Below are 18,025 nucleotides of genomic sequence, written 5' to 3' on the forward strand. Positions count from 1 at the left end.
ATTAAAAAAATCAATTACTTTTGTTATATCAAACAAACCATGCATGGCTAAGAATTTAGTAATAGTAGAGTCACCCGCGAAGGCAAAAACAATCGAAAAGTTTTTAGGAAAAGACTTTAAGGTAGAGTCTAGTTTTGGACACATTGCGGATTTGCCTTCCAAAGAGTTGGGTGTAGATGTAGAGAATGATTTCGAGCCAAAATATATTGTCGATAAGGATAAGAAGGCACTGGTCAAAAAACTGGGAGATCTTGCTAAGAAAGCTGAAACTATCTGGCTAGCAAGTGATGAAGACCGCGAGGGAGAGGCCATTTCTTGGCACTTGGCGGAAACTTTAGGGTTGGAAAAAAGTAAGACCAAGCGTATTGTTTTTAACTCCATTACCAAATCGGCAATTCAAAAAGCGATAGAAAATCCGCGTGAAATAAACTATAACCTTGTTAATGCGCAACAAGCAAGAAGGGTTTTGGATCGTTTGGTAGGGTATGAACTTTCTCCTGTATTATGGAAGAAGATTAAGCCAGGCCTTTCTGCAGGTAGAGTACAATCTGTTGCTGTTCGCCTTATTGTTGAACGCGAAAGAGATATTGAAGGCTTTACTGCAGAAGCATCATTTAAAATATCGGCGGAGTTTAAAACGCTAGAAGGTAGTGTGTTTACAGCAAAACTGAATAAAACATTTCCTTCAAAAGAAGAGGCTCAGGCATTTTTGGATGAAAATATAGGAGCTGATTTTTCGGTTGGAAATCTGGATAAGAAACCTGCTAAAAAATCACCTTCAGCACCGTTTACAACCTCTACCTTACAACAGGAAGCTTCTAGAAAGCTCTATTTTTCAGTGGGTAGAACTATGCAAGTGGCGCAACGTCTTTACGAAGCGGGACTTATAACCTATATGAGAACTGATAGTGTAAATCTGTCTGGCGAGGCCATTAATGCAGCTAAAGATGCTATTATTGATAACTACGGAGAGAAATATAGTACGGTTCGTAACTTTAAAGGAAAGTCAAAAGGAGCTCAAGAAGCTCACGAAGCCATTCGGCCTACTAATATTACCAATCAGTCGCCATCATTAGAACGTGACCAATCTAAATTATACGAGTTAATTTGGAAACGCACCATTGCCTCGCAGATGAGCGATGCTCAATTGGAGCGTACCAATGTAAAAATACAAGCAAGTACCCATTCAGAACAATTTACAGCAAACGGAGAGGTCATTAAGTTTGATGGTTTTCTTAAGGTGTATATGGAAGGGCTTGATGAAGAAGATACAGCTGAAGAACAAGAAGGTATGCTTCCGGCTATGAAAGTCGGAGAAGCTTTGCAGAATAAATATATAACCGCTACCGAACGTTTTTCAAGACCACCATATCGCTTTACAGAAGCTTCTTTGGTTAAGAAACTTGAAGAGTTGGGTATTGGAAGACCGTCAACCTATGCGCCAACTATTTCTACTATTCAGAATAGAGGGTATGTAGAGAAAGGAACCATAGAAGGGACGGAGCGGAAATATGTGCAATTGCTTTTAGAGACAGGTGTTGTAAAAGAGAAACAGCTTTCTGAAATGGTAGGTTCGGATAAGGGTAAGCTTGTTCCTACGGATATAGGAATGATTGTAAACGATTTCTTGGTCAGTCACTTTGCTACTATTCTTGATTATAACTTCACGGCTAAAGTAGAAGAAAACTTTGATGAGATAGCTGAAGGAGATGAGGATTGGCAAAAAGTGATGAAAGATTTTTATAAAGATTTTCATCCTAATGTACTAGATGTTCAAGAAAATGCGGATCGTGCAAGTGGTGAGCGTATTTTGGGTGAAGATCCAAAAAGTGGGCGTCAAGTTTCTGTTCGATTAGGTCGTTTTGGGCCAATGGTTCAAATGGGTACTGTAGATGATGAAGAAAAACCAAAGTTTGCAAGTCTTTTACCAGACCAGTCGTTGACTACCATAACGTATGATGAGGCCATGGAACTTTTTAAACTCCCTAGAAAATTAGGGGTTTATGAAGGAGAAGAGGTGGAGGCTAATGTTGGTAGATTTGGTCCTTATGTGCGTTTCGGTAAGAAGTTTGTTTCATTAGAAAAAGATGAAAGTGCTTTTGATGTAGATTTTGATCGAGCTGTTGAGTTGATCAAAGAAAAACAAAAGGCCGATGCACCTATTTACCATTATGAAGATAAAGAGGTAACTAAAGGTACGGGTAGGTTTGGACCGTTCATTAAATGGGATGGTATGTTTATCAATGTAAACAAGAAGTACGATTTTGATAATCTTTCCGAAGCTGATCTTATTGAGTTGATAGAAATCAAAAAGCAGAAGGAGATAGATAAGGTAATCCAGAATTGGCCAGAGGAAGGCATCCGGATTGAAAAAGCGAGATGGGGCAGGCATAATGTTCTAAAAGGTAAGATAAAAGTAGAGTTGGCCAAAACGGTGGATGTTACAAAAATGTCCTTAGAAGAGGCTCAGAAGCTGATAGAACAAAAAACTCCTAAGAAAAAAGCGAAAGCGAAGCCTAAAGCAAAACCAAAAGCGAAGCCTAAAGCCAAAAAATAAGAGGCATGTTATGTCAGTTTGGTTAGGGTTAGTCGTATATAACATAGAGATTAGAGACGCATATGGTGCGTCTCTATGATTTAAACACAAATAATCTTTCAAAATAAATGGCATTTGATTTTTTAGTTCCAGTAGAAGATAAGGTAATGGCCCACTGTGAACTATTTGCTGCTCAATCTTTGGGCAAGCACACGAGAATACACAATAAAAGAGATGGTCTTCCTGACTTAGAAAATGTTTCCATAGCCATTTTAGGGGTCAAAGAATCGAGAAACGCATTCGAAAAGAAAACTGAGAAATTAGATGTTTCTGATATTCGGATTCAGCTTTACAAGTTATTGTTAGGCAATTGGAATTCTCAATTGGCCGATATGGGTGATATTGAAGAAGGTGCAACAGTAGAGGATACCTATTTTGTTGTAAAGAATACGCTATCGACGCTTCTTAAGAAAAAAATAATTCCCGTTATAATTGGAGCAACCCAAGATATTACCTACCCAGCTTATCGTTCTTTTGACGGTATTGTTGATTTAGTTAATCTGGTAGCTGTAGACAGTAGGTTCGATTTTGGTATGGATGATGAGCTTATTTCATCGCATTCATATATGAGTAAAATCATAACGGATAAGCCCAATAATCTATTTAATTTCTCCAATATAGGGTATCAGAGCTATTTCAATGCACAGGAAGAAATAGATTTAATGGAGCGTTTGTTCTTTGATGCGTATCGTTTGGGAGAGTTGGGGTCGGATATTTCTTTGGCAGAACCTGTATTGCGTAATGCCCATATGATAAGTATGGATGCGCGTGCCGTAAGAGCCAGTGAAATAGGGTTATCGGATAATTTTTCGCCGAACGGATTTACAGGAAGAGAGATATGTGCCATAGCTAGATATTCTGGAATTAGTGATAAAGTAAGTATTTTTGGTATCTATGAAATGGAAAATACCAATCAATCCTGTCAGCTAATGGCCCAGATAATTTGGTATTTCATCGAAGGTTACAATTTTAGAAGAAACGAATCGCCCTTTGAGAGCAGTGAGAACTTTACAAAGTATATTGTTCCTACAGACACCGAAGAGCTTACCTTTCACAAGAGTCACCTTACAAATAGGTGGTGGGTAGAGGTTCCTTCTATTCTAACGCCGCATACTAAATCAAATTCATCGGCGTTATTACCATGCACTAAAAAGGACTATTTGGAAGCGTGCGACCAAAACATTCCTGAACGGTGGTTCAAGGCCTATAAAAAAGGTTTTAATTGAGTTGAAAAAAAATATAGTATAATTGCTTTCAATACAATAATTTAATTAAATCGCAGTTTTAGAGTGTAGAATTAAATCATAGTATTTGCAGTTTATAACCAGAATCGAAATTTAACCTAAAGTATGAAAAAGCTATTGTTATCATCTATAGCGTTTGTTTTTTTGCTCAGCAGTTGCGGATCAAAGACAAAGGGAGAGCTAGTCGGGGCCCAAGGAAAGAAGTGGTATCCTGAGAAACCTTATGGGATGGAGCTCATTCCAAGAGGTTCTTATATCATGGGTAAATCCGAAGAGGACCAGGCTAAAGTTCTGAACGCACCAACAAAGACCGTAACGGTCAGATCGTTCTATATGGATGATACTGAGATTACAAACAGTGAGTATCGCCAGTTCGTAGAATGGGTACAGGATTCCATAACAAGAACACGCTTAGCCGTATTGGCGGACGAACTTGGTTTAGGACCAGAAGATGAAGGTATTGGAGAGTACGCATTTAAAGATGCAGATACGACAAAACTTTCAGCTTACGATAAGTACATGTTGGATAATTATGCCGGCATGGGCGAAACTGGTTTTGAAGGTCGTGCGTTGAACAAAGACCAAGATCTTGTTTGGGATATTTCAGATTACCCAGATGAGTATTATACTGAGGTTATGGATTCTTTGTACATTCCTGAAGAAGAGTCGTACAATGGGCAACGTACTGTTGATGTTACAAAATTGAAGTACAAGTATAGTTGGATGGATATTGAAGCTGCGGCCCGTTCTAGAACTGGAAGTAGAAAAGATTTTATCCGTCAGGAAGAATTAGAAATTTATCCTGATACAACGGTTTGGATTCGTGATTTTGAATATTCGTACAACGAGCCAATGCACAATGATTATTTCTGGCATGATGCGTATAGCGAATATCCTGTAGTAGGTGTTTCTTGGGCACAAGCAAGAGCATTCTGTAACTGGAGAACAAAATTCAAAAACGACGATCAGAAAAGTAAAGGCAAGCAATTTGTAAACCAGTTCAGGTTACCTACTGAAGCTGAATGGGAATATGCTGCCAGAGGAGGCATTGAAGGAGGAACGTACCCATGGGGTGGCCCTTACGTAATAAGTGACACAGGTTGCTTTATGGCAAACTTTAAACCACAAAGAGGAGATTATGCAGCTGATGCAGCTTTATACACTGTAGAAGCAAAATCATACGAGCCTAACGATTTTAACCTGTATAACATGGCTGGTAATGTGTCTGAATGGACCAACTCTAGTTATGACCCTAACTCGTACGAATTCGTTTCTACTATGAACCCTAACGGTGGCGATGGGGCAAATGCTAGAAAAGTTATCCGAGGTGGTTCTTGGAAAGATGTTGCTTACTTTCTACAGGTAAGTACAAGAGATTACGAATATGCAGATTCTGCTCGTAGTTACATCGGCTTTAGAACTGTACAAGATTACATGGGTGAAGAAGATTCAACACAATAAAAAGCAATATTGGCCTAAAGTATAACCTACAGTACTTGAAAACCAGTAGAAATAAATACAAATTAGGTAGTATTTTAAAAATCAAGTCGGAGTACTACTTTAGTAAAAATTTTAAATACACAAATACAAATACACCATCAGATTCTTCTAGCCATAGAGGATGATGATAAAACAAGTCAAAAGAGTAAACCAAATCTTTATTATTAACATTAAATTTCAAATTAAACCTTAAATTATGGCACAGTCAAAATCAACAAAGAAATTATTTAACATGGCCTACGGCCTTGGTGCATCGGTAGTAATTCTTGGTGCATTGTTCAAGATTCTTCACTGGGAGTTAGGACCCCTTAATGGTGGTATTCTACTAGCAATAGGTCTTATTACAGAAGCGCTTATTTTTGCAATTAGTGCATTTGAACCAGTAGATGACGAGTACGATTGGTCTTTAGTATACCCAGAATTAGCTGGTGGTGCTTCAGCAGGAATTGCAAGAAGCAACGAAGCTCAAGAAATCAAAGAAGCAGAAGCCTCATTGTCTGGTAAATTAGACGAGTTATTAAAAGAAGCTGGTGTTGACGCTAACCTAATGGAAAGCCTTGGTTCTAGTATTCGTAACTTCGAAGGTGCAGCTAAAGGTATTGCTCCAACGGTTGACGCTATGGAATCTACAAGAAAGTATTCTGATGAAATGGTTCAAGCTGCTTCTCAAATGGAATCTTTGAACAGTTTATATAAAGTACAGTTAGAAAGTGCTAGCAAACAAGCTTCTGTTAATGAAGAAGTTGTTCAAAATGCATCAGCCCTTAAAGATCAAATGGAGTCTTTAGCAACTAACCTTTCTTCATTAAATGGAGTTTATGGTGGTATGTTGACTGCAATGACAAGAAACTAATTAGAGATTAGTTAACCCCAAATCAAATAATTAATCAAATCTAATTAAAAAAACATGGCAGGAGGAAAAGCAACACCACGTCAGAAGATGGTCAATCTAATGTATTTGATCTTCATCGCTATGCTGGCGTTAAACATGAGCAAAGAAGTACTTGCAGCTTTCGGGATAATGAACGAAAAGATGGAGACTTCTAACGTAAAGACTACAGAAAGTAACCTAGCTTTCTTGAGTGGTCTAGAAACTAAAGCTGGAGAAGATTCCGAGAAATACGGAAAGCTTTATAAAGATGCGCAGAAAATCAAGCAGATGTCACAAGAGTATTATGACTATCTAGAAGGCCTTAAACAAGGCATGACAGAAGGTTTAGAAGATGCTACGGACTATGCGAAAATGGATAACTCTGACTTCTTAGATCAACAATTCTTTCAAGGAGACAATCTATCGGAAGGTGGAAAAGAATTCATGAGTAGAATTAATGATTACCGCACACAGGTTGCGGCTATTGTACCAAAAGATTTGAAAGAATCTGTAAACTCTCGTTTCGCTACCGGCGATGAAAACGGTAAGGAATTAAAAAGAGATGGTAGTAAGCAAGATTGGATCAATTACCACTATGAAGGTTACCCTTTAATAGCCTCTTTAGCTAAACTTACGGCGCTTCAAGCAGACGTAAAAGCTACGGAAGAAGACGCTCTTAAAAGAATGTTGGAAGGTGAGTTAACGAGCCAAGTATCGCTTAAGAATTTTGCAACATCATTGCAGGCAAGTAAATCTGCTTTTTATTCTAATGAGCCGTATGATGGTAAGATCATCATTAGTAAAACTGATAATTCTTCAACTCCTGTAAAAGCTGAATTAACTTTAGACGGAAGAAAACTTTCTGAAGGTTCTGATTATAAATTAGAAGCTGGTGGTGTTAAGATGTTAATTGGAGCAGGTTCTCCCGGAGATCATACTGTAGAAGGTACATTGTACTTTAAGCAAGATGGTGAAGAGGTTCCAGTTCCTGTAAAAAACAGTTTTGCAACTATAAATAAGCCTAATGCTGCTTTGATTGCTGCTGATAAGATGAACGTTGTTTACCGTGGTGTGGCTAATCCAATGTCGATTACCATACCGGGAATAGCAGATAATAAGGTTAATGCGAATGCAACTGGTTTATCGAGACGTCAAGGAAGTAGTTATACTATGACTCCTGGTAAAGGTCGTGAAGTTACAATTACTGCCTCTGGTACTACAAGTGATGGTACGAAGGTAGGTCCTTTTAGCAATAAATTCAGAATTAAAGATATTCCAAGACCTGCAGGTTCTGTTAGTAAGCAGACAGGTAGCGCTAAAATGCCTAGGTCTAACATGGAGATTGCTACTATTGGTGCAATGTTGGAAGATTTTGATTTTGACTTGAATCTTAAAGTAAGTGGATTTAAATTCAAAGTTCCTGGTCAGCCTACTGTAAGTGTTAACGGTAACAAATTGAACGCTAACGCTAAATCTGCCCTTAAGAGAGCTAAGAGAGGTGATGCTGTTCAGATATTTGACGTACAGGCTTACATTACAAATAACAAGAGTTATAAATTGAAGAAAGTATCTCCGGTTGTAGTGGAGATTACAAACTAATAACAACTAGTATAACCGAGCGGTCTTTTGATCGCTCGGTAATTTAAAATTTTACAAACATGAATTGGAAAAATGCTTTAGTAATTGGTGCAGTAACATTGTTGCCAGTTTCCATGATGGCCCAGGCGAACATATTGAACGCCAAAAAGCCAGAGGAAATAGGCATTAAGACCGAAGCTCAAAAAGCTTTGGACAATGATGCTCCCCTTGAGTATGGTTATGTAGATGATCGTGACATTCTTTGGTCTAAGACCGTTTGGGAAGTTATAGATCTTGATGAAAGGGTAAATTTCCCTTTATATTATCCTACAGATACCATTGATATTGGTAACGACAGAAGATCGTTGTATGATGTTATTTTGAAAAATATTAAGAACGGTAAGCTAAAAGATGTTTACGCAGATTCTTATTTTACGGATAAACGTAAGTTTAGCGACCTTCAAAGTACATTGCAAAAAGTAGATACTACAGATTATGGTTACGAACAAATCAACGCAGGTGAAGAACTTTCTCCTGAATACGTGATGAAAAGAAACCTAACTGCGGCAGATATTGAAGAGTACCGTATAAAAGGTATGTGGTATTTTGACAAGCGCCAAGGTGAATTAAAGTATCGTTTATTAGGTATTGCCCCAGTGGCACCAGATGTTAACTTTATAGATGATGACTCTATGGATCCAGGCGATGCAAAGGTTGAGCTTTTCTGGGTATGGTATCCAGATGCGCGTAATATATTGCACGAGGCCAAAGTCTTTAACCAGAGAAACTCTGCACAACCTATATCTTTTGATATGTTGTTGAATGCAAGAAGATTCAACGGTGTAATTTATAGAGAAGACAATGTTCATGGTGATCGTAAAGTAAACGATTATATTACCGATAATGCTTTGTTTCAGTTGTTAGAAGCTGGTAGAATTCAAGAGGTCATTAGAGACCGAGAACAAGACATGTGGGCTTACTAGACCCAAGAATATTCCAATTCAAATAGTATTAAGCGCCCTGACAATTTTTGTCGGGGCGTTTTTTTTGATTGCCGTTTTTTTACCTTTGGGTCATGGTAGATTATTTAATTGTGGGGCTCGGTCTTGCAGGTATTTCATTTTGTGAGCAATTAGAGAAGAATAACAAATCCTTTAAGGTAATTAGTGATACTTCTCAGACTTCTTCAATCGTAGCGGGAGGATTATATAATCCTGTTATTCTAAAGCGTTTTACCCTGGCTTGGCAGGCAGAGGAACAGATGAAGGAAGCCAAATCTTTCTATGTAAGCTTAGAGAATAAATTAGGTGTGAAATTAGACTATACGCTTCCGGTCTATAGACGCTTTCATTCCATTGAAGAGCAGAATTTGTGGTTTGAAGCTTCAGATAAAAAAGGATTGGATAAGTTCTTAAACACAAAGATTAAGCCAAGTACCAACCCAGGTATAGATGCTCCTTTTGGTTACGGAGAGGTTGTGGGTACAGGAAGAATAGATACACAAACATTAGTTTCATCTTATAGAGATTACCTTCGCACTAAAGGTTTATTATCTGAAGAAACTTTCGATTTTAGTAATTTTAATCAAACGGAAGGCGGAGTCAAGTATGGGTCGTTCTCAGCAAAGAAAATTGTTTTCGCCGAAGGTTTTGGATTAAAAAACAATCCCTTTTTCAATTATCTGCCGCTACAAGGTTCTAAGGGGGAATATCTATTTATAAAAGCTCCTGAGTTAAAAGAAGGGAGAGCTATAAAATCATCGGTATTTATTATTCCGCAAGGCAATGATATCTATAGGGTAGGTGCTAATTATGAACGTAATGATAAAACGAACTTGCCAACGGAAAGTGCCAAAGAGGAACTTTTGGCCAAATTAAGAAGCGTGCTTAAAACTGAGTTTGAAGTTGTAGACCAAGTAGCTGGAGTTCGTCCTACAGTTGTGGATAGGAAGCCCTTGGTAGGCTGTCACCCAGAAATCAAAAGCTTATATGTGCTAAATGGTTTTGGTTCACGAGGGGTGCTTATAGGTCCATCAGTATCAAAACAATTGTACGCTTTAGTTGAAGGTAATGAATCACTGGACCCGGAAATAGATATAGCCCGGTTTACCCAGAAATATTATCGCTAACTCTTTTATGGTGATTGGCAGCTGCATTTACGTCATAACCAATGAAAAAATTAATCCAGATGTTTCTGGATAGCCTAATAATTAACGGCATGAAAACTATCATGGTTATAACAATGGCAATAAAAGTAGTGGTTAAACTTGCACCAATGAACAAAAAACTGATAACAAAAGCGGCTACGGCAAAAGCAATTCCTACACCGTAACTAACGTACATAGCACCATAAAAAAAGGAAGGTTCTATTTTATATTTCGTTCCGCAAGTAGAGCAACGTTCATGCATATCAAAAATTTTGCCTAAATGATAAGGATTCGTGTCCTCATACATGCTCTCTTCATGGCATTTGGGACAACTTCCTGTTAAAATGCTGTATAGTTTGTTTCCTTTTTTTAACATTTGCAAAACTTTAGGCAAAAGTACGATTTTGACTTTTCTTTCAATGTAACGATCATTACAAAGAACAGTATTTTTTCACAATAAGTAACACCATTTAGGCATGATGCCTATTTGAATCTAGAATTTTTAAAAGTATGTTGAATATCCATAACCTTTCCGTTTCTTTTGGCGGAGAATATCTTTTTGAGGAAATATCCTTTCGTTTGAATGGTGGTGATCGGGTAGGCCTGATTGGTAAAAACGGAGCAGGTAAATCAACATTATTAAAAATGCTTTCCAAAGATATGCCTATAGATTCGGGAACCATTGCAATGGAGAAGAATATTAAAATAGGTTTTCTCCGTCAGGATATAGATTTTGTTTTGGGGCGTACTGTTTTAGAAGAGTCGTATCAAGCATTTGAAGAAATAAAGGCATTAGAGCTCAAACTAGATGACATCAACCATCAATTGGCAGAGCGTACGGATTATGAAAGCGATATCTATCATCAACTCATGGTGGATTTGAGCGATATAACCCATCGCTACGAAATTTTGGGCGGATATAATTACCAAGGTGAAACTGAAAAGATATTACTAGGGCTTGGTTTTAAGCGTGAAGATTTTGATAAAAAAACCGATACTTTTTCCGGTGGATGGCGAATGCGAATTGAATTGGCTAAACTTTTATTGCAAAGCAATGATGTACTGCTACTGGATGAGCCTACTAACCACTTGGATATTGAATCTATTATTTGGTTAGAGCAGTTTTTAAAGGGGTACGCGGGGGCGGTTGTGATTGTTTCTCATGATAAGATGTTTTTAGATAATGTTACCAATCGTACCATAGAGATTTCTTTAGGACGCATCTATGATTATGGCAAGCCTTATTCTGAGTTTCTTTTGTTGAGAGGAGAAATAAAAGAGCAACAGATGAACGCTCTAAAGAATCAAGAAAAAGAAATTCAGCAAGCAGAACGTTTGATCGAGAAGTTCCGTGCAAAGAGTTCTAAAGCTTCAATGGCACAATCGCTTATTAAAAAATTGGATAAGATGGACCGTATAGAGGTGGATCAAGATGACAATGCTGTCATGAATTTGCGTTTTCCGGTTTCTATAACGCCAGGTAAGGTTGTGGCAGAAATAGATGAGCTTGCTAAGAGTTATGGAGAAAAAGATGTACTAAAAGGTATTAATCTTCTTTTAGAGCGCGATAGCAAGACAGCTTTCGTGGGGCAGAATGGCCAAGGTAAATCTACATTGGCTAAAATAATGGTAGGCGATTTAGACTACGAAGGTAAAATGAAGCTGGGCCACAATGTGCAAATAGGATACTTTGCGCAGAACCAAGCGGAATATCTAGACGGTAGCAAAACCATTTTAGATACAATGATTGATGCTGCTAATGAAAAAAACAGAAGTAAGGTAAGAGATATTCTAGGCTCGTTTTTATTTAAAGGAGATGAGGTAGAAAAGTATGTAAAAGTACTTTCCGGTGGTGAGCGTAACCGTCTGGCTTTGGCTAAAATGCTATTGCAACCATTTAACGTTTTGGTGATGGATGAGCCAACCAATCACTTGGATATTCAATCTAAAAATGTATTGAAGCAGGCCTTACAGAATTTTGATGGTACGCTTGTTTTGGTTTCTCACGATAGAGATTTTCTTCAAGGATTGACCAATAAGGTCTATGAGTTTAAGGATAAAGCGATAAAAGAATATTTGGGTGATATAGATTATTACCTAGATCAACGTAAAGTAGAAGATTTTAGGGCGATTGAAAAAAAGCAGGAAGTTCAGAAAAAAAGCGTCGCGCCAAAATCTAGTGCAGACGATTTTAAAGAGCAGAAGAAACTAAAATCACTAAAAAACAGGCTCAGTTCTGTAGAGTCAGATATTGCCAAGCTTGAAAAAGAGATAGCTGAAATAGACCATCAACTATTAATGGACTATGATAAAACCATTGCTGTTCCCAACTTTTTTGATGGGTATGAGAAGAAGAAAAAGCAACTGGAACAGATGATGGGTAAATGGGAAGAAATTACTTTGGAGCTAGAGAATTACTAATTCTATAACGTAAAGTGGTGTTGTGAAATAGTCATCACAACAGAATTTTAGGTTTTCACAACATTATAGGGCGGTTGGACGATAATTTTTGTTTTTCATCCTCGTTTAGGCTTATTTTTGTAAGGTAATTCTCTGTGAGTTACACCCAACGCTTACTATCAACCAAAAAAATAAGTATTTGTATGAAAAGTCTATTGAGTTACTTAGTGCTTTTTTGCATCACGGTGCACATGGTTTTGGCCAAAGTTCCAAACAAAGAAATAGAATCGCTTGTAGCGCTCTATAATTCTACTAATGGAGAGTCATGGCAAAGAAGCTGGGATATATCTGCCGATGTTAGTACATGGGAAGGTGTTACGGTTAGAAACAATCACGTTGTAGAAATCAATCTTTTTAATAATAATCTTCAGGGGGTTATTCCTAGTAGTATTGGAGATCTTGAGAAATTAGAAACGTTGAATTTGGCTTTCAATGGTATAACAGGTGAATTGCCTAAAGAAATTGCTCAATTATCTAGATTACGTGTTTTGAAGATTGAAATGAACCGTATAAAAGGAGAGCTTCCGTTGGAATTAGGAAGAATGAGAAGCTTAATGGAGCTTACCGCTTTCAATAACTTTATAACCGGGAGCATTCCTGAAAGTATAGGAGAGATTAAAAACCTAAAAATATTAAACTTATCTAGTAACAGTTTAAAAGGTAACATACCAAAATCAGTAGGTGGTTTAGCGCAGTTAGAAAGCTTAGGTCTTTTTGAGAATACGCTAGAAGGAAGCATTCCTTCAGAAATAGGTGGACTCACAAAATTAAAAGAACTTGTACTTGCCAATAACCAATTGGGAGGAGCGGTACCAGAAGAGTTTGGTCAGTTGGCAAGCTTAGAGGTGTTACAGATTCAGAATAACAAGTTTGATTCATTCAAAAACCTACAATCAATGGATGAAAAGCAGTTCTTGGTTTTTGATTATGATAAAGAAGATGATAAGATAGATTTCAAAAATGTTGAGTATGGCAGAACTAGAATGGCCGATACTAAATTTGAAGACGAAGAGTAGAAAATAGATTTCCATAATTTATAGTTAGTTTGGTTAAAGGGATGCGGAAATGCATCCCTTTTTTTTATGGAAATTTTAAAAAAAGTAGTTTTAAGATACATTTAACTTACCTCGCTTAAACTATTAAATAGATTTGTAGTCCAACCAGCTGGCCAAATAGCCCCATATACTTATGAATACACGAAAGATTGTCCTCACCGTACTTGGCATTGTACTAATTATAGTCTCAGTTTATGCCGCAATTTCAATTGTAAATAGCAAAAGGACTCCCAGACCAAAACCAGAAAAAGTTATTAAAACTGTTTTTGTAGATACAGTTAAAAACGGAAACGTTTCCATAGTCATTCCTGCAAACGGTAATTTAAGTGCTAAACAAAGAGTAGAGTTATACTCAGAAGTTCAGGGTGTGTTTAAAAAGGGGAGCAAACTTTTTAAAGCAGGGCAAGGGTATAGGTCTGGTGAGACTATCATTCGTATAGATGCTTCGGAATATGCGGCAAGTGTACAATCGGCAAAAAGTAACTTATACAATTTAATTACTTCCATAATGCCAGATTTAAGATTGGATTATCCTGAGATATTTCCAAAGTGGCAAAAATATCTTACGGATTTTGATATGTCTAAAGGTACTCCTGCATTGCCTGAAATGACAGATGAAAAGGAAAGGTATTTTATATCTGGCCGTGGTATACTTACTAATTATTATAACGTAAAAAATTTAGAACAACGACTGTCAAAATATAGAATTTCAGCTCCTTTTAGTGGTATTCTTACGGAAGCTTTGGTTACGGAAGGTACATTGGTTAGATCAGGTCAAAAACTTGGAGAGTTTATTAATACCGATGTCTATGAGCTGGAAGTAGCCATAGGCAAAGCCTATAGCGACCTCTTAAAGGTTGGCGAAAAGGTAGAATTGGTAAACCTTAACGGAACTAAAACCTATAGCGGAAAAGTAGCGCGAATAAATGGAAGCGTAGATTTAGCCTCTCAGACTATTAGGGCCTATATAGATGTTAAAGATGAAAACCTGAGAGAGGGTATGTATTTAGAAGCTAATCTAGATGCTAGAGAAGAAGAAGATGCTATTGAAATTGATAGAGCACTTTTGCTTGAAGACGATAAAGTTTTTGTGGTACGTGATACCATTCTCGATATTGTAGATGTAAAGCCCGTTTATTTTTCTGACAAAAAGGTAGTGCTGAAAGGAGTTCCAGACGGATTAACTATTGTTTCAAAACCAGTAGTGGGTGCCTATGCCGGTATGTTGGTGAAGGTTTTTGATGAGAATAATACAAAAACCAAAGAATAATGAGGAATATCATCTCTTATTTTATAAAGTATCACGTAGCGGTAGATGTCTTTGTTCTAGCCTTTATGGTGTTCGGTATCTTTGGTGCACTTTCGCTGAAGTCCAGTTATTTTCCACTATCAGATTCTAAGAACATTTCAATCAATATTACCTACCCAGGGGCATCGCCTCAGGAGGTAGAAGAAGGTATTGTGCTCAAGATCGAAGATAATCTTAAGGGGCTTGAAGGTGTAGATAGGGTTACTTCCACGGCACGTGAGAATAGTGGCGTTATTAATGTTGAAATATTAAAGGGGTATGATATTGATTTCATGCTTTTGGAAGTCAAGAACGGCGTAGATAGAGTACCATCTTTCCCAACAGGAATGGAGCCTTTAATTGTATCCAAATTAGAAGCAGTTAGGGAGACTATAACTTTTGCCGTAAGTGGTGACCATATTCCGTTGGCGACCTTAAAGGAGATTGGTAGACAGGTAGAAAATGAGCTGCGCACCATAGATGGTATTTCTCAAATAGAAATGAGCGGTTATCCTTTAGAAGAAATAGAGATAGCGGTCAATGAAAATAGTTTACTGGCTTACAATATATCGTTTGCTGAGGTTTCTCAGGCTGTAGCCAATGCTAATATTCTCGTTACAGGGGGTAATATAAAGACAGATGCAGAGGAGTATTTGATACGGGCTAACAATAGAGCTTATTATGGAGATGAGCTGTCTAATATGGTTATTCGTGCGGATGCCTCGGGTAGTACAATTAGATTAAAAGATGTGGCCATCATTAGAGATCGCTTTGAAGAGTCTCCAAATGCTTCTTATTTTGATGGGAACCTTTCGGTAAGTGCTTCTATTACAAGTACAAACACAGAAGATCTTTTAGGCTCTGCAGAAAAAGTAAAGGAATATATAGAGGACTTCAATAACAAGCACAACAATATAAAGTTGAGTGTGGTGAGTGATCGTAGTATCACTTTAAACCAGCGTACGGAATTGCTTACTGAAAATGCCATTGTAGGTATGATTTTGGTACTCATATTTCTATCGTTATTCTTAAATACGCGTTTGGCTTTTTGGGTAGCTTTCGGTTTACCTATTTCCTTTTTGGGGATGTTCGTTTTTGCTGGCTATTTTGATGTTACCATTAACGTATTGTCACTTTTCGGTATGATTATCGTAATTGGTATTTTGGTAGATGATGGTATTGTAATAGCAGAGAATATCTATCAGCATTACGAAAAAGGAAAGACTCCGGTACAAGCCGCTATTGACGGCACTATGGAAGTGATACCGCCAATTATTTCGGCAATTATTACCACTATGCTGGCATTTTCTATCTTCTTGTTTTTAGATGGAAGGATAGGTGAGTTTTTTAGTGAAGTTTCTGTAATCGTAATTCTAACTCTGGTGGTCTCGTTGGTGGAGGCGCTCATTATTTTACCTGCGCATTTAGCACATTCAAAGGCGTTGAAACCTATGGATAAGGAGCCGAAAACGGCAATTGGCAGGGCTTTTGCCAAGTTAAGGGTTATCAATGAAATGGGCGACCGCTTTATGGTTTGGATGCGTGATAAAGCGTATAGTCCCGCTTTGCGCTTTGGATTGCGGTATAAAGTATTAATGTTCGCTTTTTTTGTCATGGGATTGGTTCTTACCTTAGGCTCAATTGGTGGCGGAATTGTAAGAACAGCCTTCTTTCCCAGAGTGGCCAGTGATCGTGTTTCAATAGATTTATTAATGCCTAATGGAACTAACGAGAAGGTTACAGATTCCATAATCTCATTAATTGAAGAGAAATCCGTAATAGTAAATCAAGAACTAACGGAAAAGTATTTAAAAGGAACGGGTAAGGTTCTTTTTGAAAATACAATCAAAAGAATTGGCCCGGGAACTTCTGCGGCATCATTAGATATAAACCTTCTGCCAGGAGAGGAAAGACCAGATGCTATAGGTTCGGATATGGTTACGAATAGGCTGCAAGAATTAGTGGGGCCGGTTATTGGGGTTGAAAGCCTTATTTACGGTTCTGGAGGTAATTTTGGTGGTAGTCCGGTTTCTGTATCTCTATTGGGTAATAATATTTCAGAGTTAAAGGCGGCCAAAAAAGAGCTTAAGGCGGTGCTGGAAAACAATGCTTTGTTGAAGGATGTAGCGGACAATGACCCAGCAGGTATTAAGGAAATTAGACTTCAATTAAAGGAAAACGCATACCTTTTAGGGCTTGACCTTCGTACGGTAATGAATCAGGTAAGAGCTGGTTTTTTCGGTTCTCAGGCGCAACGTTTTCAAAGAGGACAAGATGAAATTAAAGTGTGGGTGAGATACGATAGAGAAAACCGTTCTTCCATTACGGATTTAGATGAAATGCGTATTGCTACGCCAGATGGCAACCGAGTGCCTTTAAAAGAAATAGCTACGTACATCATAGAAAGAGGAGATGTAGCCATAAACCACTTGGAAGGGCAACGTGAGATTCAAGTGTCTGCCGATATTAAGAACGAGAAAACAACGAGCGCAACAGATGTTATGAATGACATCCGTACGAACGTAATGCCAGAAATTCAGTCAAGATATCCTACGGTGACCGCCTCTTATGAAGGTCAGAATAGGGAAGCGAAGAAAATGTCCGACTCAATAACCGTTGTTGGACTTTCTGTTTTAATGCTGATTTATATTACTATAGCATTTACATTTAGAAGTTTCAGTCAGCCTTTATTGCTTCTTCTGCTCGTTCCGTTTAGTTTAACAGCGGTAGCTTGGGGGCATTGGATCCATGATTTTCCAGTGAATATTTTATCCATGTTGGGTATCATTGCTCTAATAGGTATTATGGTAAATGATGGTCTCGTACTCATTAGTAAGTTTAATGGCAATCTCCGTGACGGAATGAAATTTGACGATGCTATTTATGAAGCAGGGCGCTCTCGTTTTAGAGCTATATTCTTAACATCTATAACTACTATTGCAGGTTTGGCCCCATTATTATTGGAGAGAAGTAGACAGGCACAGTTCTTAAAGCCAATGGCCATTTCCATTGCCTATGGTATTGCTTTTGCAACGGTGCTTACATTGTTATTGTTACCCTTATTTTTGTCTTTTAGTAATAGAATAAAAGTGACTACTAAGTGGTTGAAGACGGGTGATGATATTACCAAAGAAGAAGTGGAGCGCGCCATAAAAGAACAAAAGGAGGAAGAGCATATGGCAGAACAGCCAAGGCCAATGCTAAACGGAGCTTCCCATGATGAACTAAAAGGTTCAGAAATAGATGATAGCACATCATCCGAGACCAATTTAAAGAAACCAGAATAA

General features: G+C 37.8%; 12 protein-coding genes. 11 read left to right on the plus strand and 1 reads right to left on the minus strand.

Annotation, left to right across the window (positions count from 1 at the left end):
• Positions 1-43 precede the first annotated feature (43 nt).
• The 7 genes from topA to IWC72_RS08980 all read left to right on the plus strand — a co-directional run bounded on the left by topA (position 44) and on the right by IWC72_RS08980 (position 9,917).
• Entirely contained in the window at positions 44-2,557 is a 2,514-nt protein-coding gene (gene topA, locus IWC72_RS08950; protein WP_194525866.1) for a type I DNA topoisomerase, read from the plus strand.
• Between the two features lie 107 nt (positions 2,558-2,664).
• Positions 2,665-3,822, plus strand: a complete 1,158-nt coding sequence (locus IWC72_RS08955; RefSeq protein ID WP_194529539.1) for a formimidoylglutamase — start codon at positions 2,665-2,667, stop codon at positions 3,820-3,822.
• Between the two features lie 123 nt (positions 3,823-3,945).
• Positions 3,946-5,301 carry a T9SS ring complex lipoprotein PorK/GldK gene (gene porK / locus IWC72_RS08960; protein ID WP_194525868.1) on the plus strand — a complete coding sequence of 452 codons (1,356 nt, stop codon included), beginning with the start codon at positions 3,946-3,948 and terminating at the stop codon, positions 5,299-5,301.
• A 235-nt stretch (positions 5,302-5,536) separates the two neighbouring features.
• A complete protein-coding gene (gene porL, locus IWC72_RS08965) occupies positions 5,537-6,193 on the plus strand; it encodes a type IX secretion system motor protein PorL/GldL (RefSeq protein WP_194525869.1) in 657 nt (218 codons plus the stop codon).
• Between the two features lie 54 nt (positions 6,194-6,247).
• Positions 6,248-7,810: a type IX secretion system motor protein PorM/GldM gene (porM, locus tag IWC72_RS08970; RefSeq protein ID WP_194529540.1), complete on the plus strand. Its 1,563-nt coding sequence runs from the start codon at positions 6,248-6,250 to the stop codon at positions 7,808-7,810.
• 59 nt (positions 7,811-7,869) lie between these two features.
• The gene (gene porN / locus IWC72_RS08975) at positions 7,870-8,772 is read left to right on the plus strand and encodes a type IX secretion system ring subunit PorN/GldN (protein WP_194529541.1); all 903 of its coding nucleotides are present in this window, start codon (positions 7,870-7,872) and stop codon (positions 8,770-8,772) included.
• 92 nt (positions 8,773-8,864) lie between these two features.
• The gene (locus tag IWC72_RS08980; protein ID WP_194529542.1) at positions 8,865-9,917 is read left to right on the plus strand and encodes an NAD(P)/FAD-dependent oxidoreductase; all 1,053 of its coding nucleotides are present in this window, start codon (positions 8,865-8,867) and stop codon (positions 9,915-9,917) included.
• Here IWC72_RS08980 and IWC72_RS08985 read toward each other — a convergent pair.
• Positions 9,895-10,311, minus strand: a complete 417-nt coding sequence (locus IWC72_RS08985) for a DUF983 domain-containing protein (protein ID WP_194525873.1) — start codon at positions 10,309-10,311, stop codon at positions 9,895-9,897. The genes IWC72_RS08980 and IWC72_RS08985 overlap by 23 nt on opposite strands.
• Positions 10,312-10,445: 134 nt before the next feature.
• Between IWC72_RS08985 and IWC72_RS08990 the strand changes: the two genes are divergently transcribed.
• The 4 genes from IWC72_RS08990 (at position 10,446) to IWC72_RS09005 (ending at position 18,025) form a co-directional block, all read left to right on the plus strand.
• Complete coding sequence (locus IWC72_RS08990) at positions 10,446-12,356, plus strand: ABC-F family ATP-binding cassette domain-containing protein (RefSeq protein ID WP_194525874.1); 1,911 nt, start codon at positions 10,446-10,448, stop codon at positions 12,354-12,356.
• Between the two features lie 182 nt (positions 12,357-12,538).
• Positions 12,539-13,411: a leucine-rich repeat domain-containing protein gene (locus tag IWC72_RS08995; RefSeq protein WP_194525875.1), complete on the plus strand. Its 873-nt coding sequence runs from the start codon at positions 12,539-12,541 to the stop codon at positions 13,409-13,411.
• Between the two features lie 172 nt (positions 13,412-13,583).
• Positions 13,584-14,720, plus strand: a complete 1,137-nt coding sequence (locus IWC72_RS09000; protein WP_194525876.1) for an efflux RND transporter periplasmic adaptor subunit — start codon at positions 13,584-13,586, stop codon at positions 14,718-14,720.
• Complete coding sequence (locus IWC72_RS09005) at positions 14,720-18,025, plus strand: efflux RND transporter permease subunit (RefSeq protein WP_194529543.1); 3,306 nt, start codon at positions 14,720-14,722, stop codon at positions 18,023-18,025. Before IWC72_RS09000 ends, IWC72_RS09005 begins: the two co-directional genes overlap by 1 nt.

Origin of the sequence: Zobellia roscoffensis (genome assembly GCF_015330165.1) — a bacterium.
GTDB lineage: Bacteria > Bacteroidota > Bacteroidia > Flavobacteriales > Flavobacteriaceae > Zobellia > Zobellia roscoffensis.